At 37.2% G+C, this 25,908-nt stretch carries 21 protein-coding genes and 1 pseudogene; 7 read left to right on the top strand and 15 right to left on the bottom strand.

The features are described from left to right. Nucleotides 1–3 precede the first annotated feature (3 nt). The 3 genes from J2S11_RS10050 to J2S11_RS10040 all read right to left on the bottom strand — a co-directional run bounded on the left by J2S11_RS10050 (nt 4) and on the right by J2S11_RS10040 (nt 4,095). Nucleotides 4–2,469 carry an ABC transporter permease gene (locus J2S11_RS10050; protein ID WP_307394152.1) on the bottom strand — a complete coding sequence of 822 codons (2,466 nt, stop codon included), beginning with the start codon at nt 2,467–2,469 and terminating at the stop codon, nt 4–6. Next, entirely contained in the window at nt 2,438–3,157 is a 720-nt protein-coding gene (locus tag J2S11_RS10045; protein WP_307394150.1) for an ABC transporter ATP-binding protein, read from the bottom strand. The genes J2S11_RS10050 and J2S11_RS10045 overlap by 32 nt, the downstream gene beginning before the upstream one ends. Nucleotides 3,158–3,432: 275 nt before the next feature. Then, nucleotides 3,433–4,095, bottom strand: coding sequence for a CPBP family intramembrane glutamic endopeptidase (locus J2S11_RS10040; RefSeq protein WP_307394148.1), 663 nt, complete (start codon nt 4,093–4,095; stop codon nt 3,433–3,435). A gap of 552 nt (nt 4,096–4,647) precedes the next feature. Between J2S11_RS10040 and J2S11_RS10035 the strand changes: the two are divergent. Next, a pseudogene (locus tag J2S11_RS10035) lies at nt 4,648–4,866 on the top strand (aldo/keto reductase); the annotation flags it as partial. A gap of 217 nt (nt 4,867–5,083) precedes the next feature. Here J2S11_RS10035 and J2S11_RS10030 read toward each other — a convergent pair. The 8 genes from J2S11_RS10030 to J2S11_RS09995 form a co-directional block, all read right to left on the bottom strand. Then, nucleotides 5,084–5,923 carry an ABC transporter permease gene (locus tag J2S11_RS10030; protein WP_307394146.1) on the bottom strand — a complete coding sequence of 280 codons (840 nt, stop codon included), beginning with the start codon at nt 5,921–5,923 and terminating at the stop codon, nt 5,084–5,086. Between the two features lie 5 nt (nt 5,924–5,928). Beyond that, nucleotides 5,929–6,903 (bottom strand): ATP-binding cassette domain-containing protein, encoded by a 975-nt coding sequence (locus J2S11_RS10025; protein WP_307394144.1) that lies wholly within the window; start codon nt 6,901–6,903, stop codon nt 5,929–5,931. A 30-nt stretch (nt 6,904–6,933) separates the two neighbouring features. Continuing rightward, nucleotides 6,934–7,299 carry a hypothetical protein gene (locus J2S11_RS10020; protein WP_307394142.1) on the bottom strand — a complete coding sequence of 122 codons (366 nt, stop codon included), beginning with the start codon at nt 7,297–7,299 and terminating at the stop codon, nt 6,934–6,936. A gap of 84 nt (nt 7,300–7,383) precedes the next feature. After that, entirely contained in the window at nt 7,384–7,977 is a 594-nt protein-coding gene (locus J2S11_RS10015) for a TetR/AcrR family transcriptional regulator (protein WP_307394140.1), read from the bottom strand. Nucleotides 7,978–8,284: 307 nt separating this feature from the next. Beyond that, nucleotides 8,285–8,833: an NADPH-dependent FMN reductase gene (locus J2S11_RS10010; protein ID WP_307394138.1), complete on the bottom strand. Its 549-nt coding sequence runs from the start codon at nt 8,831–8,833 to the stop codon at nt 8,285–8,287. 88 nt (nt 8,834–8,921) lie between these two features. Next, nucleotides 8,922–10,097: an MFS transporter gene (locus tag J2S11_RS10005; RefSeq protein ID WP_307394136.1), complete on the bottom strand. Its 1,176-nt coding sequence runs from the start codon at nt 10,095–10,097 to the stop codon at nt 8,922–8,924. Nucleotides 10,098–10,152: 55 nt separating this feature from the next. Next, nucleotides 10,153–10,731, bottom strand: coding sequence for a TetR/AcrR family transcriptional regulator (locus tag J2S11_RS10000; RefSeq protein ID WP_307394360.1), 579 nt, complete (start codon nt 10,729–10,731; stop codon nt 10,153–10,155). Nucleotides 10,732–11,062: 331 nt separating this feature from the next. After that, nucleotides 11,063–11,410, bottom strand: a complete 348-nt coding sequence (locus tag J2S11_RS09995) for a winged helix-turn-helix transcriptional regulator (RefSeq protein WP_307394134.1) — start codon at nt 11,408–11,410, stop codon at nt 11,063–11,065. A 182-nt stretch (nt 11,411–11,592) separates the two neighbouring features. Here J2S11_RS09995 and J2S11_RS09990 point away from each other — a divergent pair, with 182 nt between their 5' ends. From J2S11_RS09990 to J2S11_RS09965, 6 genes are all read left to right on the top strand, one after another. Next, complete coding sequence (locus J2S11_RS09990) at nt 11,593–12,552, top strand: NADP-dependent oxidoreductase (protein WP_307394132.1); 960 nt, start codon at nt 11,593–11,595, stop codon at nt 12,550–12,552. A 61-nt stretch (nt 12,553–12,613) separates the two neighbouring features. Beyond that, nucleotides 12,614–12,946, top strand: a complete 333-nt coding sequence (locus J2S11_RS09985) for a hypothetical protein (RefSeq protein ID WP_307394131.1) — start codon at nt 12,614–12,616, stop codon at nt 12,944–12,946. Nucleotides 12,947–13,223: 277 nt separating this feature from the next. Further along, nucleotides 13,224–14,651, top strand: coding sequence for a serine hydrolase domain-containing protein (locus tag J2S11_RS09980; protein WP_307394130.1), 1,428 nt, complete (start codon nt 13,224–13,226; stop codon nt 14,649–14,651). Between the two features lie 447 nt (nt 14,652–15,098). Beyond that, nucleotides 15,099–16,289 (top strand): AimR family lysis-lysogeny pheromone receptor, encoded by a 1,191-nt coding sequence (locus J2S11_RS09975; protein ID WP_307394128.1) that lies wholly within the window; start codon nt 15,099–15,101, stop codon nt 16,287–16,289. Next, nucleotides 16,258–16,416: a hypothetical protein gene (locus J2S11_RS09970; protein WP_307394126.1), complete on the top strand. Its 159-nt coding sequence runs from the start codon at nt 16,258–16,260 to the stop codon at nt 16,414–16,416. The genes J2S11_RS09975 and J2S11_RS09970 overlap by 32 nt, the downstream gene beginning before the upstream one ends. A gap of 627 nt (nt 16,417–17,043) precedes the next feature. Next, entirely contained in the window at nt 17,044–20,472 is a 3,429-nt protein-coding gene (locus tag J2S11_RS09965; RefSeq protein ID WP_307394124.1) for an nSTAND3 domain-containing NTPase, read from the top strand. Between the two features lie 442 nt (nt 20,473–20,914). On the opposite strand, the gene J2S11_RS09960 is transcribed toward J2S11_RS09965, so the two are convergent. The 4 genes from J2S11_RS09960 to J2S11_RS09945 form a co-directional block, all read right to left on the bottom strand. Further along, nucleotides 20,915–22,381 (bottom strand): hypothetical protein, encoded by a 1,467-nt coding sequence (locus J2S11_RS09960; RefSeq protein WP_307394122.1) that lies wholly within the window; start codon nt 22,379–22,381, stop codon nt 20,915–20,917. Nucleotides 22,382–22,385: 4 nt separating this feature from the next. Next, on the bottom strand, nt 22,386–23,453 hold the full coding sequence (locus J2S11_RS09955) for a nucleoid-associated protein (RefSeq protein ID WP_307394120.1): 1,068 nt from the start codon (nt 23,451–23,453) through the stop codon (nt 22,386–22,388). A gap of 33 nt (nt 23,454–23,486) precedes the next feature. Then, complete coding sequence (locus J2S11_RS09950; RefSeq protein WP_307394118.1) at nt 23,487–23,711, bottom strand: hypothetical protein; 225 nt, start codon at nt 23,709–23,711, stop codon at nt 23,487–23,489. Nucleotides 23,712–24,268: 557 nt separating this feature from the next. After that, nucleotides 24,269–25,870, bottom strand: a complete 1,602-nt coding sequence (locus tag J2S11_RS09945; RefSeq protein ID WP_307394117.1) for a protein kinase family protein — start codon at nt 25,868–25,870, stop codon at nt 24,269–24,271. Nucleotides 25,871–25,908 lie beyond the last annotated feature (38 nt).

Below are 25,908 nucleotides of genomic sequence, written 5' to 3'. Positions count from 1 at the left end.
GGCTCAACCTACTTTGAGTGAGGATACAATATCTATTTTACTAGCCGTAGCACTTGAAATCCAAGAGGCAAAAAGACTTAATGAAACACCAGCAATTAACGCCAGTATACTATTACCTAGAGGGATTTGAAAAGATATAAATCCTTCTAACAGCTTGGATTGGCTAGTCACATAAAGTAAAAGCACACCTGATGCAATCCCTCCAATGACTCCTGACAGCCCTATAAGTAGACCTTCTCCAACAATCATTTTTCTAACCTGCTGTTTGGTGAAGCCAAGCGCTCGCATCGTCCCTATTTCAGAGGTACGCTCCAGCGTGTTCATTAATAGAGTATTTGCTGTACCAATACTAGCCAGTCCCACGATCAAAACTAACAGGGTAATGATTAACTCGTTCATTCCTGTTAAGGCTGAGGTCGTTGATCGAATTTCATCCTCAACCAATTCAACCTTAGAGATATGGGGGCTAAAATCTAGCCACAGCTGATCTCGTAACGCTTCCCCAGTATATCCGTCGTTTAAAGTTACTAGCATATCAAAACTATTAGCCCAGCCAAAATCATGATTTAAATGCTTTTCATCCATAAAAGCCACATAGCCTGAGTAATGCGATGTATTGACGACATCGATGACTTTATATTGCTGTACCCCTGAAGGAGCATTGATATAAATAGATTCTCCTACATTTCCTCCCCACTCATCAAAGGCCCGTTGCCCTAGAAGAATAGAAGGTTCCTTTCCTAACTCGGCATATACTCTCTCTTTTTCAGAACTCTCAAAAAGGATAGGTCCCTCTTTCTCTACAGCAATGATAGAAAATTGTCTCAACTCCCCCTCAAGTGTTTCCCATGTAATAGGTGTTGCCTCCGATAAAGGCTGAACATTTGCAACAGCTTCATAGGATTGTAGAGCTAGTCTATCCTCATTAGACCAAGGCGCCTCTGAAGTCACTCTTATATCTCCGCCATACGTACTCCTGATTTCATTTTCATAGCCTTCAGGAGCTGATTCTATCACAGCACTAAGTAGTATGATGACGGCTATCCCGACGGCAAGAATAGCTGAGGTATTCGCATTTCGATTTAATTGCTGAGTTAGACTTTGGGCTGCCAAAGTTCCAGAGTAGCCGAAGACTATCTTCAGAATTGGCTTAAGGATCGTGCTTAGACCTAGTAAAAGGAATGGAAACAACAGAATGATACTTACTAAAATAGCTAAATAAGAGACAGGGTGATCAATAAATACAAAAGTAAGTAAGCCTACCCCTACTACCACTCTAAGGATAGATGACCTTTTCGATGAAGATGTTTGATTGGCCATTTTTAACGTCAATAACACGGATGTTTTCCCAGCATTGTAAATAGGAAATAAGGAAAACACAACAGGAAATAGGATTCCTATAGCGACAGAGAGTAACGCAGACATTTCCCAATTCAATGTGTAAACAACGTCAAAATCGAACAGCCCTAGTATCGCTTGCATAAACAGATCTCCAAGCCATATTCCCAGGGGAACCCCAATCGCTGTACTTATGAACGACAGGAGTAGGACTTCAATGAGAATAAGTCTAGACACAGAGCTTTGTAGATAACCTAAACTCTTCATGATGGCAAATTCCTTCTTCCGCTCCATCACACTTGTATAAATCAAATTAAAAACAATGAATCCGCTTATGAACATAGATAACGCAGCCATGATGTAAAAAAACTGGTACAGCCCTCCAATGTCGTTACTTTGTCGATCATCAGCTACAACGGGTTGAACATAGACATTTGAATGCTGAAATTCTTGCTGAAGAGCTTGAAAGAGCTCCTGTCCTCCTTCATTCGTTTGAAATCTTACGTAGGAAAGCTCGTTATCCATACCCGTCCACTCTCTCAACAAATGAAGTGGAGCCATGACTCGAAAGCTAGTCGATTCAGCACGCTCCCAATTACTAGGACTTGAAAGAAGCTGAGTATACTCAACAATGGCAGAAACCTTGGCTTCCCCTAAATTAGCAAACCGAATAGTATCTCCTACCCCTTTATTTAATAGATTAGCAACAACTTTCGGTATAACCAGCCCCTCATTATCTAACTGTCCTTCAATGACAGGAAGGGTTAGTAAAGAACTATTTTGATCATTCACACCTGTAATTCGTACAGACCTTTGATTCAGGGATTGATCCCCCTCAAGCTCAAAGAAAGCTTGTTTATCAAGCGCAAGCAGGGCTTCCATGACTGCTGGACTATTCTTGATTGACGAAAGCGTCTCTTCAGAGTATGTATGGGTATCACTTAGAACCCAGTAATCTGCATTACCCACATACATCTGTTCATAATAATCGAAAACATCATTCGTTGTTCTATCGGCAATCAGCATAGCTGTTATAAAGGATATACCAATGATCATACCGAGTAACGAAAGGACAAACCTCTTTTTATTTTGAGTGATACTACGCCATGAAATTCGCCACATATTGAGCATAATCATTATCCTTTCTAGCTATCACTTGATCAATGACCCCATCTTTAAAAAGAATGATTCGATCAGCAAACCCAGCTGCGAACATATCATGTGTAACCATAATTGTTGTTTGTTTGTTTTCTCTGTTAAATTTGGACATGAGAACGAGGATTTCTTCCGCTTTATTTCGATCTAAATTCCCTGTTGGCTCATCGGCCAATAGAACAGCAGGATTATTAACTAGCGCCCTAGCAATAGCTACCCGTTGTTGCTGACCACCACTTAACAAATTAGCTCTCTTTCGACCAAGTCCTTTTAGTCCAACAGAATCTAGTAATTCTAAAATCATCTGATTCTTCTCTTTGGTCAGGCTCCCATCGGCATGCAAAGGAAAAGCTACATTCTCCTCTACCGTTAACGTGGGTAGGAGCTGATAGTTTTGAAAAATAAACCCTATATATTTTCTACGGAATATCGTTCTTTCCTTTTCCTTCATCTGAGCTAACTGTTGCTGGTTGATTACTATATTACCTGCCGTAGGTACATCAAGGCCACCTAGAAGCTGGAGTAATGTACTTTTTCCAGAACCACTTGGCCCCATAATCGCTACGAATTCTCCTTCTTCGATGGTCAAATCAACACCTTTTAACACTTCTGTTCTTTCTTGTCCTTGTATAAACTCTTTCTTTAGATCACTGACTTTAATCATTTTATCTGTTCCTCCTATTTCTTACGTTGACTATTATATACTAAGTATATAATCAATTAAAGTCAAGTCCTCTTTCAAGGTAAGTTATTAAGTTCCATTCAAGTAATAATCCTTTAAATTTTTATATACTAAGTAATTAACCCTTATTTAGAAGTCATTTATGTATTTCCTACAGACTTAAGTCATTGCCAGACGCAAAAAAGCCCTTCTAAGAATATAGAAGGGCACAAAAAGCTACTCACTGATTTCTAGATAAAATTCGAGGGGATCAATTTCTAAAAATGCTGAGGAGGGATGTAAATATTCATAAAGACGAATATAGACATATTCCCTATATCTACTAAAACATGAGAGAGTAAAGACCAACGTAAGCTTTTGGTTTTTATGCGAATGAGACACCAGACGACACCCATCAATAGAAGGGCAGCAAATGATTCATAGGAGCGATTTCCGATTGAAAAAACACCCCACATGATGGGATGACTCAGGGCAAACAAAACAGTGGAATAGGAAATGATTAGCCATTGAGGCCACTTCCCACCAGCATCTAATAGTAGACCTCGCCAGTAGCTTTGCTCAAACCAAGGATTAATGAAGGCAAATAATAACCAAAAGAGTGTTAGCCAAGGGTATTGGGCTAGTAGCTCAATATTGAACATTAAAATCCCTAATATAGGTATAAAGCCAATAAAGATTCCTATAAGAAGCCAGCTTTTCTTTCCGATTGGTCTACTGAACCAAGTCATTAATGCTTTTTTTCCGCCAAAACGTATTACCATAGTAGCCATTAGAGTCCAGTAGGTAATGGCTAAAGGTACCCAACTCCAGCCCCCTAAGATAGGAGTAAATAGTGTTGCTATGATAAAGCCACATAGAATAATGACAAGTGGTGACAAGATAATTAGTAAGTTAGTTTGTTTAGAGTGCATTCTAGACATATTCCCCACTCCTTTCTGAATTTAGCTAGAACTAAGATTATGGTTAAAATTAAAATAGAGGGTGGGTATTTCCAAACCGCTATTTTATCTTCTCACTATAGAAATATGTGGACAAGTGACTCTAGTCATTGATTTCTCCTAGATTAGACAAAGTAGGAATAAATTTTGGGTGATTTGGAATTAAAAAAGGGATTAAACCCCTTATGGAGAAATGCTTTAATTAGCTGAAGAAATGGAGGTCCTACTTATGAAGAATATGTATTATTCAATAGTCTCCACTATTTTGGGCGTATTTTTTATCATAGCATTGCTTTATTTCTTAAGGACGGACAGCGAGGTCATTATATTATTTAAATTTATTACAACCTACATTCTCCCTTGGATATTCCTCATTTTTTTCATCAAGTTTTATAAGGTGTATAAAGAAAAAAATAAAGACAGTAACGATAACTAATGCAGCAAAAAATATGCTGAATTTTCGCCTCAGCTCTTTTGACTCTGCAACATAATATGTAGAATAAAAATGTAAAAACGCCCAATTCAATTTATTGAAAAGTTAAATTGCGCTGGCTTGTCCAACGTGGGATCGTTGTTATTCCAAAATCGGTACACAAGGAGCGGATTGTCGAAAACTTTGACATCTTTGATTTTGAATTAAGCGCGGGCGACATCAAACAAATTTCTACCCTTGATACGCGAGAAACTCTTTTCATGTCGTACCATGATCCGAAATTCGCCAAGTTGCTGGGCACCTTGAAAGTGGATCTGTAACCTTAATCGAACTGTAAACTAATCAGGAGTTTACTCATATCTATTAAGAAAGGACAGGGCGGGCACGCCTGTCCTTTCTTTACTTGAGCGGAAAGCATAAGTTTGACTTACTACTGCCTTCGCTATTCGGGACTTGAACCCTAGAGATAGCACCCATGCCGGGCGCACAAATATCGAGATCACCATCGGTGATGGTGATCTCTACGATGATGATCTCCTATTTTTTATTGCGATACAAATACATGGTCAGCGGTGCAAAAACAGCGATTATGATCACCGAAGCAATCAGCAGCCAGCCCACCTGCTCCCAGGTCAAAAGACCGTTCAGTGCACCGCGGAGGGCACTTACCAAGATAGAAATGGGGTTGACGTCCACAAATCCATGCAACCAGATGGGCAGTGTCTCCGGTTCAACGAGGACATTGCTGATGAATGTCAAGGGCACGATCACCATCGTGCTGACCGTAATTAGTGATTTCTCCGAGCGCATGATCAAGGCGAGCGTAGTCCATATCCAGGACAAACTGAATGAGAAGATCAAGAGCAGCACCAAGGCTGTCAGCGCGCCGACCAGGCCACCATCCAGACGAAAACCGAGGATGAGACCGAGTACAAGCGTCGTCGTGATTGCGATCATGGATCGAACCGTATCAGTCAGCAAAGCTCCCACAAGAGGGGAAGGCAGCCAGATCGGCAACGTGCGGAAACGGTCGAATACCCCCTTCTCTATGTCCCTGTTCAATTCCACGCCGGTATACATCGTAAGCATCGCCACCGTCATGGCCAGCAGACCGGGCAAAAGAAATTGCAAATAGTCCGTCGATGAGCCAGCGATGGCACCTCCGAACAAGTAGGTGAACATAATTAACAACACAACAGGAAAGACGGTTACATCAAAGAGCTGTTCAGGTAAATGCTTGATACGCAGCATAGATCTCCAGCCGAACGTCAACGACGAAGACAGCGCATTGGCACGTCCGGCCTGTTCACCTGAACGCAGCACATCATAAAGTGTCTGATCACCACCGCCATCCGTCTTATTCGTCATGGTCTTCATTGTACTCACTCCTCAGCACCGGACTGTTCAACGGATGATCGGCGTGTTAATGTCAGGAAAACTTCGTCAAGGCTGGGCTGACCATAGGAATGTTCATGTATACCGATATTTGCATTCCCAAGCGCCCTAAGCCCCTCAGCGACCAACACGGGATCCGTGACCTGCACGAACAGCTCACAAGGGTCCGAGGTGCTCCGAACGGGGGAGGCAACCTTATCGGAAAGCATCTCTTTGGCTCGCTCTGATTCCTCCTCATGCACGAGACGAATGTGCAATATGCTGCTTCCAACGGACGATTTCAATTCATTGCTCGTTCCTTCGGCAATGATCCTGCCCTGTTTCATGACGGCGATGCGGTCTGCCAAGCGATCCGCCTCCTCTAAATATTGCGTTGTTAGCAACACTGTTGTTCCAACGCTGGCCAGGGCACGAACAATCTCCCATACCTGGTTACGGCTTTCTGGATCCAGACCTGTCGTCGGTTCATCGAGAAAAAGGATGCGTGGTGTGACCACGATACTCCCCGCGATATCAATCCGACGTCTCATGCCTCCGGAGTAGGTTTTCACCTGGCGCTTAGCCGCTTCCTCCAGCCCGAATACGCGAAGCAATTCCTGCGCACGCATTTTGGCTCTTTTTCGAGAATACCCCACCAACCTGGCGATCATAACCAGATTTTCGTAACCGGTCAAATCTTCATCAAGCGATGCGTACTGACCCGCCAAGCTGATTTGACCCCTGACCTCATGCGGCTCCCTAGCCAAATCATGACCAAACACTTTCACGGTGCCGCCATCCATGGGCAGCAATGTTGACAGCATGCGGATCGTTGTCGTTTTCCCGGCTCCATTATGACCCAAGAATCCATAGACAGACCCTTTGGGTATAGCCAGATCCACACCATCTACCACCCGGTTATTACCAAATACTTTTACCAAGCCCTTTGCCTCTATGGCCAATTCGACACCTGAATCGTTCATCAAAATCAACACCTCCGTTTTTTTTAACCATTATCTAAGCAGCAAACTCACCAACCAGGTCGTAAGAGCAGCAGTCAAGACATAACTGAGCAGTGCGGAAAAGAAGTCCAATTGCATATTCCATATATAAACGGCTAAAAGCAGTGCTGCAATGATGATTGCGACAACGGTCAGCAGAGCAGAGATCTTAAGAATGGCCAACCCACCTGCAATTAGTGCCATGCCGCTGACGGCGTAATTGAGGAAACCGTTCCCCCACCATTCGCTTGCCGGATACTCATAAAAGCCCCAAATGACAAGGATCGCTCCAATCACCACCATCGACCAGCCCAAAATTTGCAGTCCCATTGAACGTCCTCCTTTTTGTTGCATGTTTTTGTTCGTTTCCTTTTGCATGTCGGCACCTCACTTTTGAATGAATAAAATTTTTATTCATTCATTATTAGTCAAAAGAATTCGCCACGCTTCAGGTGGCGTTTTTTACGATGACGCAGTCAGCCCGTCAATAATCATCTCCGCCAATAATTCCAGCACCTGCGGAAAATGCTCATGACCGATTTCTTCCTTATGGTTATCCAGGAGTACTAAAACATTGAACAGCGCTAGGATCGTGTTCGCATCGATATCCCGACGGAATTGTCCGGAAGACCGCCAACGTTCGATATTGTCTAGCAAAAATCGGTATACGAAGCTGTTTTTTTGAACGTCACATTCTTGATTGTAGTTCATGAGCACTTGACTGGCCTCCGTATTGCGGTACCATTCGGCAAGGATCGCATTCTGTTCACTCGTGCGAATAATCTCTTGCAAAAACTGTTTCACCACTTCCTTCGGGGATTGATCGGCGTCGATTCGAGCCACAATCTTCCGCTTTGCCTTTTCATTTTCAGCTTGATAAACCTCATAGAAAATTTGTTCCTTTGAGGCAAAATACTTATAGAATGTACCCACGGCTACGTTGGCACGTTCTGTGATCGCCGCGACGTTGGTTTTCTTGAACCCTTGCTCCAAAAAAAGCTCACGCGCTGCATCAAAGAGCAGTTGACGTTTATCTGACTGATTCAGGTCAATCACCTCCTTAATTTCTTGAATGAATATATTTTTTATTCATTCAAATTATACGCATCTCGGGGTTAATAGTCAACAAAATCTTAACCGCTTTTTTTAACAAGGGCTATTAAGCTTCTACTTTACGCCGTTGGCAAGAGATCCCCGAACCCGAACTATTTTAATTACTAAATTACTATGTGTTCATTAATTGGGTGACTTTCTGCACAAATTTCAAACGTCGAGTGTATTTCGATATCAATTACGGGATAAATCACAAGCTCTTCCTCATCTTATAGGGAAGAGCTTGTTGCCTTTTACAAATCGTGACCCATTAGCTACGAACCGACTTTAATGCGTTTGACCAACTAATTACTTGATTCAACATGTCATTCACATGTGCAATGTGTAAATCTGAAGGTTTAAAAACCGTATAGTTTTCAAAATCTGTAAATAAATTTAGTGCGGGGTGTGTGCGAACATCCGCCACTTGTAATTCCGCAAGTATTCCACGTAAATGTTCAGCTGCTCGTGTTCCACCTGAGGAACCATAGCTGACAATACCAGCCGCTTTGTTGTACCATTCCGTTCGTGCTGAATCAAGTGCATTTTTTAATACCCCTGTGATGCTGTGATTGTATTCAGCTGTAACGAAGACAAATCCGTCCAAACTGGATATTTTCTTAGCCCAAGCCGAAACTTGCTGCTCGCCAGTTAGGTCTCCAAAAAACGGTAGGTTGTAGTCTACAAGATCTACTATTTCATACTTTGCATCCCCGCGTTGATCGGCAATTGCCTTGATCCAATTCCCAACTTGCGGGCTAACTCTCCCTGGGCGTGAACTGCCGAGAATAATTCCAATGTGTAAAAGAGTGGTTGTCATTGTCGCTTCCTCCTTGTAAGGTGTGGATTTAATAATGTTAGATATTTATAACTAACATTTCATTCAAAAAAATGGCTACTTAAGATACTTAAGATGTCAAATGAAGATTCTCGTTTTTATCCTCCTCCTTTCTACGCAGTAATGCCCGTCTAACAAAAACTATGAAGATGAACAAAGAAATGAAGCCGGAAACAGCACATACAGTAAATAAAAATGAGTAACCCAAGTACTGAGAAACCAATCCGAGTATGATTGATCCCAACCCAATCCCTAAATCCATGGCCGTGAAAAAGGAAGCATTGGCCACTCCTTTTTTCGTAGGAGAAACTAGGTTGAGAATGGCTGCTTGAAGTATGGGCTGTGCTGATCCAAACCCAATTCCATACAGAATTGCAGAAACAATAACTCCTAGTAATCCATTGGATACACTCAAGAGGAGTAGAGCAACGATTGTGATGAGTAAAGACGGGATAATGATTGATCCTTCGTTATAACGATCCGCAAGCTTCCCTGCAACAGGGCGGGTGATGGTCAGCGCAATGGCATAGATCAAAAAGAAAGTACCTGGGTTAACTTGAATCGATTCGGCGAACAGCGGCATAAACGTGGTAATGCCCCCATAGGTAAGAGCCAAGAAAAATATAGCTACCGATATGGATAGGATGGATTTATCGAAATACACTATTTTTCCTTTGTTGTCCGCTCGTAAAATTGGAACCTTAGTCACTAGGGCAATAAGAATAGCTGCAATAGATAAACAAAAAGCTGCAATAATCAAATATTGAAAAGAGAAGCTTTGGACCATCCATACCCCGATAATGGGTCCTATGGCCATGGATACAGTCATTGACATGCCATACCACCCCATTCCTTCACCTCGGCGACGATCAGGGATCACATCGGTAATCGAAGTTCCGATGGATGTGGTCGAAATAGCCCACCCGAAGCCATGGAGTATTCGCAAAAGAAACAATAAAAGAATTCCGCTTGCCCAATTATATAGAAGCATTGATATGGCGAAGATAATAAGTCCCGCAAAGATAAAGAAGCGTCTGCCGAAACGATCTAGGAGTCCTCCAATAATCGGACGAGCAACAACTGCGGATAAAGTAAAACTTCCGATGATTAATCCAAGTTGTGATTCGTCGATACCTAATTCTTTGATGTAGATCGGTAATGTTGGGAGGAGCAAATAAAATCCGAAGCACAAGAAAAACAAAGTAAAGATCAGTCCAATAAACGATTTTGTCCATAGCCGTTCCATACAACAAAGCCTCCTCGTTGTTAGTTAATAGTAACTAACATATTGGTTAAAAAAATTAAGTTTTTAAACCCCTGGCTATAATGGATATCGCCTCTTCCATGTCATCATCCCCTACCGCTGAAGAAGTTCCTTCCAGTAGCGTACCAGCAACAAATTTCCCATAATTATATCTCATGATCGTTAGTGCTTGTGCTTCAGGGTTGCCCTTAACTACCTTTCCCTTTTGCTGCATGACATGAAGATATTCAGTGACGATTTTTAGAAATTTTAAAGCATTATTATGAACGCTTAAATGTATTTCAGGCATTGTTTTTCGTTCCATTATGGAAATTAAATAAATTTTCTTATTTCTCTTCAGCACATCATGGTACAAATTACTGATCATTAATAAATCTGTTTCTAACTCATACGTGATGTTCTTTTGGATGATCTGTTCAATGGGTGCAGAGAACAAATAATTATCAATAATGGCGTCTAATATGGCTTTCTTAGAGCCAAATGTCCGAAATACGGTCATTTCACTGACGGATGCTGCGGCAGCAATTTCCTTTATCGTTACGGCCTTATATCCTTTATCAGACATTAGATCAACAGTAGACGATATTATTTTATCGGCAGTGTTTTCTGTTTTCATGCTCAAGTAAATCACCCTTTTTATTAGTTATCGATAACTAACATTTTTGATTATTATATTCCTTACTTTAGATGATTGTCAAGCTGTAGATTTAGAATAAAGTTTGATTAAAAATATGTGTTCAAGGTTGATATGGCTTGTACTCTCTTTTAATCTAATTTTCATATTTTCTAAAAGCAATCAACCCTTTGTCTTTAATTGTTAAAGTAAGTATGCATGTAATAAAGACCGTAATAAAGTGAGTCGACATCGAAGTGGCGGAACGGTACCGGATGACGAACCTCGTCGTCCCGTTCTCCACGCAAAGGCTTGTTTTAACTAGGCAATTATGTCAGCCATCAGGCTGGTTGTCTCGCGCATGATTGTCGCGTTTGGAGTGCACCTGTCCCCAACTTGAAAGCGAGCTCATGACTGGAATGAGCGTCTTGCCGTAATCACTAAGAGAATATTCCACCTTTGGAGGGACTTGCGGATATACTTTTCTGATGACCACACCATCTTCCTCCATCTCCCGAAGTTGTTGGGTGAGTGTTTTTCGTGTTACATGTGGTAAAGCTCTCTGTAACTCTCCGAAGCGCTTTGTTTGGCCGGTAAGGTACCGGAAGATATACGGCTTCCACTTTCCGCTGATTACGGCCAGAGCCTTTTCGACAGGACAATAACGTATTTCTTCACCCATACTCTCCCCTCCTCATTGTATCAAAATTGATACTATGTTCCCCAAAAGTGCGTTCTTGAGAGAATCCTACTCTTAAAATTATAATACAAGTCAGACACGTTGACCATGTTCGCTTACAGTTGGCGTTGTTGGAAAGTAAAGAAAATGAGACAGAATCTATTAGACAAAGGAGAGAATTTTAAATGTCAAAATCATGGATGAAGGCAGTACGCGTGCATGAGTACGGCGATCCCGGCGTGCTAAAAGTGGAAGATGTAGAACGTCCTGTGCCGCAAGCCGGCGAAGTTCTTGTTCGTGTAGTATATGCGGCAGTCATTCCACTTGATTGGAAAATTCGCAGTGGACTACTGAAGGATGTATTCCCCCAGCCGCTGCCGTATATTCCAGGAGCAATTGTATCCGGCATTATTGAATCCGTAGGTGAAAACGTAACGGAATTTGAAGCTGGCGACCTCGTTTTCGGTAAGATGAAAGGGGCTTATTCAGAATATGGAATCGTTTCAGTTTCTGAACCCTATTCATTATTAAACGGTTTACTGCATGTTCCTAAAAATCTCAAGCTTGAGGATGCTGCGACGGTTGGAGCAGGTGCCGAATCAGCTTGGAAAGCTTTGTTCACAGAAGGAAACCTGGAGTCTGGGCAGACAGTTCTTATTCACGCAGCCGCCGGTGGTGTGGGACAATTCGCTGTACAACTTGCTAAATGGAAAGGTGCCAAAGTAATCGGCACCGCTTCAGGTGATAATGTTGATTATGTAAAATCTTTGGGTGCAGATCAAGTGATCAATTATACATCTACTCCATTTGAGGAAGCCGTAAAGGATGTCGATCTGGTGATAGATACAGTTGGGGGAAGTACGCAAGATCGCTCATGGTCCGTATTAAAACCGGGCGGATGTCTGGTCACGTTGGTGCAACCACCCTCCCAAGAGAAAGCACGCGAATTTGAAGTTACAGCCAAACATAGCACTGCCTCTCCAACGTTTAATGACAATAAAGCGGTAGCGCAACTGCTCGCGGATGGCACGATCAAAGCGGAAGTTGACAGGATATACCTGCTGAGCGAGGTAAGGGAAGCACACTTGCGAAGCGAAGGTAGGCATAGTCGCGGAAGAATTCTATTGTGTGCTAATCCTCTATAATCTTGTGTACAAGTTAGAAATTCCTCGTTAAAACAATAATTTAACAGTGGGGGGTATTTACTTGAATTCTAGTAAATCAATTGTTTGGATTAATATATTTACTGCGAAACCAGGCAAGCTAGACGAATTGGTCTCTACTGAAGCTGAAGAATTACTTAACTTCAAAGATATAGCTGGCCCTGGTTGGATTAGTAGTCGTTGGCATCGTTCTGTCGACAATAATAAGGCAATTATGATTACTACCTTTGAAAGTATTGAATATCATAAACGTTTGTTAGAAAAAGCAGACATTATCGAACACATAAACAAAATGAAACATCTAATCGAAAAAACAGAAGGAGGGTACTACACGTTGGTGGGAAGCGTAGAAACATGTACTTCGCCTAAATACTGAAGCCCAGCATATTAATCATATAATTCTATCCGAAAAAACAGGGTTTGCCCTTGAAGGCGAAATCCTGTTTTTGTCTTTCCTTGATGTCACTGGACACTAGCAATCTTTGTATAATGATAATAAAGTTGAACTAACGCATCTGTTCGTTTAAGTGTAACTCTTCACAATTACTTGATATTATATAGGTGAATAGAAAGATAAATTAAAATTTAGTTCAGTAGTTGTAAAAGTAGGTTATTTATATTATTCTCTTATAATTTTTCAAAAAGGAGAGTTTATGAAAAAGATTATTGTTTTTGTATTAACGATATTTATATTATTCTCAGGATTCGCAACACAAAGTTATGCGTTGTCAGATTCGCAATCTGCGGCAATACAAGCGTTGCTAGATGATGCCTGTCGTATATCAGGTGTGCCGGGAATGTCAATCTCAATACTTGCTGATGATGAAGTGTTCTACTTTTCTTCAGGGTATGCAGACCGTGAAAAGGGGTTGTTTGCAAGTGAAAATACACTCTATGAGTTAGCCTCGGTCAGTAAAGCTTTTACCGGTATGGGTATTATGCTGTTGGAAGAGCAAGGGCTGCTCTCAATGACTGACCCTGTCCAAAAATATTTACCTTGGTTTACGTTAAAGTATCAAGGGAAACCTGTTGATATGCAAAGCCTTACACTAAATAACTTTCTTTACCATACCAGTGGTCTAACAAATTTTAGGCATACTCAAAATATTCCACAAGGCAATACACCGGATATGTTACAAAAGACTGTGGAAATGCTCGTGGATGCTGAATTGGCGTTTCCTCCTGGTGAACAGTATAACTATGGAACCGTTAATTATGACGTATTGGGTTTGGTTATTGAGATTGTGTCGCGACAAAGCTATGAAGACTTTATGAGGGAACAGGTATTTCAACCGTTAGGTCTTCACCAGACGTATGTTTATAAAGAAGATGCTCAAGCCACTGGACAGTTGGCACAGGGCTACCGTTCTTCCTTTTTTATGACAACTCCATTTAAAGCTCCGGATTATGCTGGGAATAAACCCGCAGGCTACATCATTTCTAATACAAAAGATATGGCGCGTTGGATGGGCATACAGATGGGTATCGTGCAGGACATACCCGAAATATTTCACACGGTTATCGAAAAATCACATAGAGGTGATATGTCTGTTTCGGCTGTCAACGATATGTATTATGCGGCAGGCTGGTCGGTAAACGCCGACCAAACGATTATAGAACACACTGGGGGCAATCCAAATTTTAGAACCGAAGTAGCCATACTGCTAAATGAACGAACAGCCGTCTGCTTGCTGAGCAACGGCGCAAATACCAATACAAACCTGGTACTAAAAGTTAAAGATATATTAGACGGCAATCTAACTCAGTCATATGAAATAAGCGGCACACAGCTTTTGGATATCATTTTGTCGTCTATCACAATTATTCTTTGCCTATTGGCCGTTTTGCTATTTCTCTTAGGATTACGCAGAAGGAAAACGAATGAGCGGCAGCCAATGACAAAAAAGAGAATAATCGTAACAGTTATTTTCCTGATCGCTACGATTGCCCTGGGTATACTGTGCTTTGCTTTGGATTGGTCAACGATACTTATTTGGCAAACATATAGTGTTCTTACAGCTTTGATTTCGTCAGCATTATTAACAGCAATCATTACATGGTTTGTATACACTCACCGATAAAATACCTCGCTCCCAAGATAAGCATAATGTTAAGTAATTAAATTTCAATTTAGTGGAATAAGGATTTTTAAACAACTATATTTTTTTAAATGACTTTATTGTAAATTAAACAACTTTATTATTTCTGCACAACTTGATTACCCCAGAATGAAAGGGGTACTCCACCGCAACAAACTTATCCACGTTTTAGGCTGCATAATAAGACCGATTAGAAAAACTTGGCTTATCTCCAAGTCATGGCGAAAGCCTTAGATTTTCTTATACTATCTACCTTTAAACTTATAAATTCTGATAGTATAAAACAAACTTGCAATAATTGTTCTTTTTATTAAAAAATAATTTACGAATATTTATTTTTGCAAACTTCATAATACAAATTGACTCAAACAAATATATACTGTAGTCTGAAACAAATAGAATGGAATATATTACTAAGGGGGAAGGAATGTGCTGCAAGAGCGAATTTTACAGACTCTTGAATATCTAGACAACATAGATCAGCGCAAATTATCTCGCATTGCCAATACAACCGAGTCGACCATATCCCGTTTTTTAAACGGGCATGATGAAATGAAATTTGAATCTGTTTTAAGAGTGGTTAAACATCTTTATCCTGATGAACAAGTTGCCATTATGGGGGATTACATCGTTACTCAAAAATCACGTAATGCTAGGCATGGACTAGAGTATTGTGCCGTAAATCGACTATGGAGCGAATTTGATTTCTTACTTGATCTACTGGCTAACTCAACCAACCCATGTGATAGAGAATGGGCCTCTATGTACTCCCTCCTCAAGGAAAAAAGAGAGGTAAAATATGACCCTGTAGATTTTTTAAAGAAAGTAGAGGAATTTAGACCCAAAGAAATAGAGCTGAAAGCACTTAAATCTATTCTCAAGGGCGTTTTATATTTTGAGCTAAGTGATCACAACACAATTCTTCTGCACAATAATGACACAGACATGTTAATTGAGAATATAAAAAGCGATTACATACGCTCCTCTTATTCCGTGCGTCTAGGTTTGATTATGAGCGCTGTTCACTTCTATTCAAATAATCTAGAAAAATCCAGGCAATACAGCTACTCTATCATAGGTCAAGATTTTATTGACTATGCTAAAACTACTGCATTTAATAGCTTAGGTCTTACTTATATGCTTGAAGATTATGAGAGAGCCAAAGATTATTTTACAAAAGCTATTAACTATGCAATAACTTTTAATCACAGTGTTTATTTAAAATCGGCGAGACTTAATTTATCTTTCTTGCAGTCCTTTTACGGAATCAAAAGTGATTTCTCAGAAAGCATTGATGATCATGTTACATTAGCTAACTATATTTATCATCTTATACAGAAAGGGGAACACTCCCTCGCCAGAGAACATTTGGATCAAATCGACTACGAGAACTTGACAGAATTGGATAAAGGGTTTTATTTTTATTATAACGGATTACTCAAAAATGATAGCAGTACCTTCTATGAATCTGTTGAAGCTTTCTTGAACGCTGAAAATTATTTCTATGTCCAATTACCGCTTTTAGAATTACAAAAGCTTGGTGAGAATGAAGAAGCTCTAACTATTCTATCGAAAAGAGGGAAGTATTATGAAAAAAATGTTAACGATCGTGGTCGCTAGTAGTTTTACATTTCTGCTTTGCTTCTCAAGTGGAACAGAAGTTTTAGGTAATCCTGGTGGTCCTAATGTTGAGTTAAATAGTTCAAGTGTTGTAAAGGAAATGTATGAAAGAGTAACAGCTGATTAGTGGCTTACCAAAAGGAAGATAAATTTATACGGCAAGGGAATAGAGTTAAGAAATAAGGAGCTGGGTTCAGCTCCTTTGTTTGTGTAGGACATATTATGTTTAGTAAGGGAATTTTGGCATTTCACTAGTTTAAGCATTCTATACTCTCGACTAAATTATCCGAAAAATAGTATCGACAGTCTCTACTTGTATTCATTAATACCTTTTTACGAAAACTCGATATGTTTGGCCATATGAATAATTGCCTTCTCATATCCTAGCCGATCTCTGAATAACACGAGGCGATCATTAATCTCTTCTAGCATGTATAAAATACTATTGACAAGATAAATCATATATACTCGCTCAAACTGAAGACCTTCTAAGCTATGAAACGTTGACAACGTCAGTTGATTTTGGATTAGTCGAAATAAGAGCGCGTAAAGTTGCTGCGTCCTACCACGAATCTATTACAAAACAAAGTTAATCTAAAAATTTAAATTTAAAGTTACTGATTTATCTACCATTTTTTAAGTGTATAAGCCAATATTAAGCATACTACATGATACAATTAAAGAAGAGACAAAGAGATATAAACACAAAAGCTTATCTTAGAGAAGGTTAAATGTATAAATGGAGGAATGTTAGGTGTCAAACTATGATTTCCATGCATTACTTGATCCATTAGATTTTGAAAAGTTAGTATGTGATATCATATCTCTACGAGATGGAATATCATTAAGAATGTATAAAGAAGGACGCGACGATGGCGTTGATGGCTTATATACAAATAACAATAATATAACCATTTTACAGGCGAAACGCTATCAATCCAATTTCTCAAGCTTATTCCGAAGCTTAAAACTTGAATTACCAAAGGTTCGCAAATTGCAACCAGATCACTATATTTTGGGAATATCTATGGAATTATCTAAACCACAGGTAGATAAAATTATTACTTTATTTAAAGAGTTCAATGTAAGTCCTCATGATATTCTAGATACAGTTGAGTTAAACCGCCTTCTTAAACAACCAGCCTATAAAGAAATTATAAGCAATTTCCCGAAACTCTGGGCTCCAAATGCTAATATACTAGAGAAAATATTGAAAGAATCTCTCCATAGTGGCATTTATAAAGAGTCTGCTATGGAACTAAAGATAGCATGTCAAAAAACCAAGACTTTTGTCCCCACTAAAATATATCACCAAGCTTTAAAAAATTGGTCTCATAACCACGTTATCATCCTTTCTGGAGAACCTGGTGCAGGTAAAACTTCAATGGCTCAAACTCTGGCATTATCGTATCTTCAACCAGATAGTTTTAACGGATATGTCTGGGCAAACTCCATTGAGGATATATATAACCTGCTGGAAGATAATCAAAAACAAGTCTTTATATTAGATGATTTTTGGGGGAGCATTTTCCTAGGAAAGCACAATAGTAGAAAAGATGAGGATCGACTAGACAAGCTTATTAAACATATAGTGGAGTTCCATGACGACAAGCGATTAATACTAACGACACGGGAATATATTTTGCAACAGGGGTTTCAAAAACACCCGCAATTAAAAGGGACGTTGGAGCAATATGCCTTAATCTGTACTATGGAAGAATATAGCGATGATGAAAAAGCTAGCATACTATACAGCCATCTCTATACATCAAACCTTGATTATGAGTACGTTCATTACTTATATATGGAAACTAGACAGATTGTAGATCATCAAAACTATAATCCACGGGTACTCTCACTTTTCTTGAATAAAAAATTTGATAATAGTTACTCCCCTGAAGAATACTTTTATCAATTATGTGATTATTTTGATTGCCCTGATGATTTCTGGAAAACCATTTTTTTGGATCTTTCTACTGAGGCTCAATTCGTTGCAATGCTATTGCTAATAACGTCAACCCCTGTTCACCGAGGAAGTATTGAGCAATGCTATCAAAAGTATATTCATTTCTATTCTTCTCAAATGTCGGTTAAAAACCTTGGAGATTGTGTTATAGAACTTGAAAAAACCATGATTACGTCAGTTTACAGTGATGATTTTGAAGATATTTTACTAAAATTTAGTTTGCCAGCTGTACAAGACTTCTTATTTGCTCACTTAAAAGAGAATTGTGAACAATGGGTTCCAAAGCTATTAGCATGCTGCTCCTACTATAATCAACTTCAATTTCTACTAGAGTATTTATCAAAACATTGTAGTGACACAGTCAATGACTTAATTATTCAACAGTGTATCATGCATTATCACGATTATGCTGTAAGTCTTATAGAGTATGATGGCAGTTGGAACTGGGATTATGAATCAATTGAAGAAAGAGATGGACGCTTAGATCGATTCTTAAACTTACTTCGTATTTTTAATGCCAAAAGACACCCTAAATTATGTAATTTTCTAGAAGGTGAGATAAATCACTACTGTTTAACCATGGGGAAAGGCGATTTATTAGAAGAACAATATAATGACCTATATAATTTACCTGATATTATAGTTCGTTGTATAGAAATAGGCATGAATTTTAATGGACAAGAATTAATTATAAGTTATTACAAGAATGCATTTAGCGCACATCACTACTCAGCAATGCAAAAGTTCCAAAAAGTATTTCCTGATGAGTATGTTGTGTTTCATAAAAAATACTATCCTAAGATCAGAAAAGAATTAAAGAATATTATTCTTTCAGAGCTAGAATTACTTGTTGAAAACTATATGCCTATGGAATTAGATATGTTAATTGATAGTATTCCTGATTTACTTAAAGAATTCAATCTACGCTATACAAAAGAGTTCGGAAAAAAAGTATATTCTATGTGTGGAAGAGAACCCTCCTTAAAAAACAGTAATGTAAAGCCTTACAAACCTTTACACGGTGAACTTGATTGGGATGAAAAACCTCTTGAAATTGTCAAAGACGATGCTGGGAAGTGGCTTTTTGGACCTCAAGAGACTTACTTAGATGATGATGAAATTAATAATTTAATTTCAAAAAGTAATCTTCTTTTGGAAGTTAAAGAAAAGCTAATTAAGGCACTAGACAATACGACCATCCCACACATTAATAATTTGTTACAAACGCAAGAATCTATTGACTTATTTATTAGAACATTATATTCTTCTGAACCGCAAATTCTTGAAAAAGAAAGCCATATATACTTAAAAATGCTGTTTCATATCGTAGAAGGAGATTCAACTCTACTACAGAAGCTTATAGGCTTTTGTGCAGAGGGCTTATCCATTTTTATATACTACGATGAACCAGTAATACGTAAAAATCTATTCTTAAAGGACCCTGTCTATGAAACTTATTTAAAAAATGATGAGAAGCTTCGCGAAACCGTATTTCAATATTTAATTATGGAAGATGATCAATGGATATATTTCTCTCATGTACCTCTCTTCATCTTTTGTTTTGCTAGCGTTATTTGTTATAGTCCAGATGCTGAGGATTCAGAAGAGTTTTATCCAAGTATTTGGGGTGATAACTTTTATAAATTTAAAAAAGTTGTGTGGCATACTTCAAAGAAACAAACTAGTATTCTTTATGCAGATTTTGGTCCCTACAACTTCAAAAACTTTGAGTGGGAAGCATGCATGTACAGATTGTTCGAAGAACTAAACCCTAAACATTTCAATGAAATATATGTTGCTCCTGTAATCAAACGTTATCTCAATGAACTAGGTGATGGAGACAATTTGAGCAGATTACTTAAACATATCTCTCTTAGTGGACTGATATTTGAATATAAAAAATCTGGAGCTCCCGATTCTCTCATTTGCGAATTGAGTGATGAGCTCTCTATGATTGAACACCTAGGAATATCAGAAATTTGGGGTGATGTATTTCCAGTAAAAACAACAAAGGCAATGTTAGTTCAGTTAAAAAAAGACGGTATTGTACATCAATATAATAACAAGTGGAGTGTTGCAGTACACAAAATCACAGATGTTGAATTACTTAAGACATTCGGTGTTTATGATGCTGCAAGTGAATTTATAAGTAAAGTAACAGCAGTGCACAATCGATTTGAAACTGGTGATTATTCATTTATAAAGAGGCTTAGTTAAAGGATTTAGCTAAGAAGCTTGAGAATTTTTTACTAAAAACCCCTTTGACTATTAAACAAAGGGGTATATTTTCTAAGTTTCATTTTCAACTGTACGTTTTTTAACTTTTTAACAACAACTTGAAGAACCACCATTACTAAGTGCCTCTCATTACATTAGTAGCTATCATTGGTTTGAATTTAATTTAGTGCCTATTACTTCATAATGGCTCAAAAAACACGACACAAAAAGTGCAGGTTTTCTTTTCTCCCTTGAGCCTACTTTTACAGCCATTTTTGTCTTTTATTTTTAAAGGGAGTCATTTGAACTAGTTAAATAGGATGTATATGAAATTCAGGACTCAGGATATAAAGGTAACTCTCATAATTATAGGTTATTAAGCGAGCCCTCTTAGAAATAGAAAATTATTTAAAAATTATTTTTGTTCAAATTGAATTATGATTTAGGAAGTTGTTGTTATATTGAGGACCTCTAAAATGTATTCCAAGTTGACAAGACCGTATAGGAGTGCACAGATTATCATCAAGCTTAAGAGCAATGAAATTGTCCAAAATATATAAAATAAACATAGTCTATTTTTTATCACTGAACCTTTCAGTCTCTTTAAATCATTCTCTCCGAAAGTTCTCAAAAAATAACTAAAGGAATGTTCAATATTATTAGTAGTCTGTTTAATAAGCACCATAGTATAAGTCAAATAATAAAGACCAAATATACTCGATAAAATGAGATAGATAATTAGACTGAATTTAACAACATTAAGATTTGGAATAGTCACATAGGACACTATTGCTCCTAAGATTGTTAAAAGTAACCCTCCAAAATTCTTAGTAATATAATTAGTTACTGCATTTATTTCAGATGTAATTTCATTTAGTTTTAGTTGTATAAAATCCTCTACTTTTTTCCTTTCATCAAAATATAATTTTATATTATTCTCTAGATAAATCTTATAATTGGAAATCGATGCTTCCTGAATAATTGACGCTGAGTCACACAGTAAAAGTAGGTTTTTATTTGAGTTCTCACTTAAATTTAAACTTATTAAATTTCTTACTAGTCCAAGTTTATCAGGGGTTTTTTCTTCATATGACCATTTAAATAAGTCATACAAATCTCTACCGGATTCAAGGTTTATATTCCCTGACATATCTACTTTTACTGGTTTATATCCATGAAAGTGACAAATTATATTGCTGTTCTCATCTCGTTCTGAAATGTTTGATAAATATATTAATGATAGAATAATTAAATACCTGTCTAATATATCCTGTAAATCTCTATTTGTTTTTTGTTTAAACACAAACATATCTGGAGTGATGTTTGTGCTAAATCCTGTCCATTTACAATTATTATTACGTTTTTTTATAACATCAAGAGTATTACCATATACTTGCCTAACATATTTATCTAAGTGTTTAAGTGATGTTATAGTTATATACTCATTTTCAAGGGTGATGATATCTTCAAAAATTACAATAAATAATGTTGGTTTATCCTCTTGAAATAACTTGTTTGAGTGTATCACTCTATCTTCTCTTAAATAATCAATCAAGTAATTTAGCGTTGATGATACATGAACCCTAAAATCACTTAAATAACAGGGTGGTAAAAGGGATAGTTTATTTACATGGAGATTAATGTCTAATTTGTAGTTCTCTGAAAAGAATTTTAATTCAGATTTAATATTATCTTCCTTAAATGGTAACTCTATGATCCTATATGTTTCTTCTTGTGAAATATTTAAAACCGCTTTTCCAAGATTACATTTTAATGTCTTAATTTCATCTAATAATTCTAGCAGTTCGTTATAATACAAATTACCATTAATTGATAGACCTTCATCAGTTTCAAAAGGTTGTACTCCGAGCTTATCTGAAAACGAATTGAATAAAGACTTTATGTCCATAGCTTCACTCCACTTTTTTTATTCTAGCATTTTTAAGTGTGATATTAGCAATATGTGAACTTTCGTCTACCCAAGTTAATTCAAATCGACTTTCATCTTTATATGCAGTATAGTCAGTGAGGTCAAGGTTAAACCAAGTACCCTGTATCCTAACTTTTTTAGTTAATACTTCAGCATACTCGGTGTCTTTTGTAAAAGACATTCGTGTTAAACCTTTTGAAGATAAGAAATCCATGTATTCTATAACTTCTTGTGATCCTTCTCCAAAATGCATATTAGAAAATTCCTCTATATCTATTTCTTTTGCTGTAATAACTAAATTTCTTGCTGCATCTTTTATTTTTTGAGCCTTAACAGGAGGAATTTCATTTGCATCTACAAAATCCCTTGTGAAATTAATAAAGCCTTTAGTATGGATGAACTCATCAGCTATTAGTTGAATATTTAAGAATTGTTCTGCAAAAAATACTGCGATATCATCACTATCCCTCCTAGTTTGCCTATCTAATACATATAATTGAAACTCTTGATCTTGTATTTCTGGAAGAATGAACATAGCCTTTTGAAGCCTCGTACCAAGCTCAGGCCATCCAACCCCTCGATGTGATAATGTTAAAAATCTTTTTCCATTATCATCTACTTTTACTTCCGACATATAATGATCTTTATAATCAAGCTTCAGCATACCTAAGCATAAATTTCCACTTTCAATGAATAATAAGAAAACCAAATCAGCAGCAGAAATATTGCTGTTTCCTCTCATAAACTGAAACAATCGCCTTGTCAATATGTGGCTAACCTCAATAAAACTGACTTCGTTATTGAAGACAGAGCTAGAAGCGTTATATACCTCATTAATTTCCTTATCCAGAAAAAAAGCTTGTCTATTTTTTTTATCCTTCATTGCATTCATGGCATGACCTGTTACTACATCAAGTATTTGAATGGCTTGATCCTTATTTAGAGCCTCTAATAAACCAAGCTCAGAGAGAACAAGCTGTTCCTTCCCTTTTGTATTATCTGCACGATGAATAATAAGTTCTTTTATTTCGATGTTATTAAAATTCCTCAAAATATCCCCCCCTAATCATTAGATATCTCTAATTTATTCTCTATACTGGACATATTTCCCTTCCATTGTTTGCACTTCTTTATAATCAAGATTCAAAGAGCTGAGATCATCTACATTATCAGGACCAACAATCTCCTGTAACCTAATTAAGTATTTGCTTCGAAACATGTTCATTGCATCTGGTCCACCTTTAGCATAAACGAATCCAACGGAATGCCATCTCTCCTCAAATTGTACAAATACCTGAAATAGCAACATATATCTTACCTCCAATTAAAATATCCTAATAATATTGTATGTATTAAATTGGCTAACTATTATTAAAGATCCCCCCTTTACACGGGATTCCTATCATTATAATAGAACATGTGTTCTATTTTTTCAATATGATTCTTTATATTTTTTGATTAACTCTTATAATCTCTATCAATAGACCATATTTAATCAATAAGAATCTTTGTATAAGTGAATGAAGAGACAAAAGAGTGATCCTTTGTTTAGGATTGAATTGATAAAAAAAAGGGCTATTATGCTACCTTTTGAATTCTATTGTGAACCATAAATAAAGAAGCTATGCTATTCGTTAGCATAACTTCTTAACTTACAGAACAATAGGCATTTTTCCATTAGTCATTAAAATTAATCATGGTACAATATCTGAAGTTCATCTTATGTGTAGTAATAATAAAGTTGTTTAATTTCTCACCTAAAGAATTACGGTAACCGCCAGATAGTATGTTTAAAAGTTGTTTGGAAGTTGTTTAAAAATTATTCCATATACAATTTCACATCAATTTAATAAACAATAAAGTTGTTTAATTTTTTGTATCTTTTCCCAATTTATTTTCCAACTCTTCAGCCGTCATTGATATAGTTTGCCTTAATTCCACAAATAAATTTTCTTTGAAAGGATCCCTATTAGCTATATCCCAGAAATAACTTTTTAATATCTCGTGGTTATAAATATACTGTAAGATTTCCATATATTCTCTAAATTCTTCTGCCTTGAACTTAGAATGTCGTCCATCGTATGTGTTTTGAATACTATTATATATAGAATTTTTAGGTACTATTAAAAATGAGCCATTGAACCATCTAGTAACACTACACGATGTTATTTCATCATCCTCGCTATAAGCCTCATATTCTCCACTACTATTTACAATCAAATCCTCCGAAAACACTTTATTTACATTTTCGATCTTTTGATTTTTCATCCATTTTTCTAAATCTTGAACCGCACTTGGATATATAGGATTTACTCTATCGAATTCTAAACGAAAGTAGCTAAATTCGGGATCATTGTTTGGTAGTTCCCATATTAATTTGTTCAACTTAAATACATGCTTCATATTAAAACCAAAGCTAAGTACTATCATATCTTCCTCTATTTCTTCAAACAGGTCTGTGGCTATTAAGTCCATTCCTCCCCCCTCAGAAAGGAATGTATGATTAAAGTTTAATTTAGATAGATTCTTAAGAATATCTACTACTTGTAATTTATCTCTCCAAATGACTGTACTTGGATTTTTCTGTTTTACAATGGTTTGTTCTAAAAATCTCCATAGACTTTTATCTGCTGCTCGTTTATCTTGGGTAATACTTTCCCACTCAAGCAATCTATTTAAGAATTCTTCTATGGTGGGCCTTTTTTCTGGATTTTCAGCTGTCGAATCAGCTAATAGTTGATGCAATTCAACGAAATGTTGCTTATCGTATTTATTTTGTAACTTATTATTTTCATAGAAATTAAATTGACCATCAAACGCAAATTCCTCGTCACATAGTATAATCCATAATGTTTTAGCAAATGAATACACATCCGATGGGCGAGAATCCTCCACAGAAAACGCATTTCTCATTTCTGGTGCCATTGTTTTTCGATTTCCTACTGATTCTTTTATCTTTGTTAGATCACCTTTTTCTGGGAAATCGATCAACCCAAAGTCTCCAAAACAGTATTTATTTTCTAAGGATAAGATGTTCTCAGGTTTAATATCTCTATGAGTTATATTTTTGTTATGTAAATCAACTAATGTCTTAGCTAATTCCTTGAAGACTTCTATTTTCTCCTTTAAATTCATATTACTTTGTAACTTAGTTAAAGGTACTGCTTTAGGCATTACAAAAAAATATTTCCCACTTTTTTCACAAGGTAGTTCATAATGATAGACTGGAATTATCCCTTCCTGTCCACTCTCAGTCAATTCAAATATTTTTACAGCTTCAGTTTTAAATCTATCTAGTCTTAATTTACTAAATGGGTCATCTGGATTTTCTATTTTTGAAACTTTTACTGCAACACTATTCTTTTTAGAGTCTTTCATAAGAAGTACTCTGCCATTGCCTCCTTGACCCAATTTTTTTATATATTGATAATCTGAATAACTAATATTTATCTCCCTCCTTACTATCATAAAATATACGAGACTCTAAAATTGTTACTATTTTGAAG

The organism is Bacillus horti (assembly GCF_030813115.1).
Lineage (GTDB): Bacteria > Bacillota > Bacilli > Caldalkalibacillales > JCM-10596 > Bacillus_CH > Bacillus_CH horti.
Note: the sequence above shows the minus strand (reverse complement) of the source record. Positions and strands in the feature narration are given on the sequence as shown.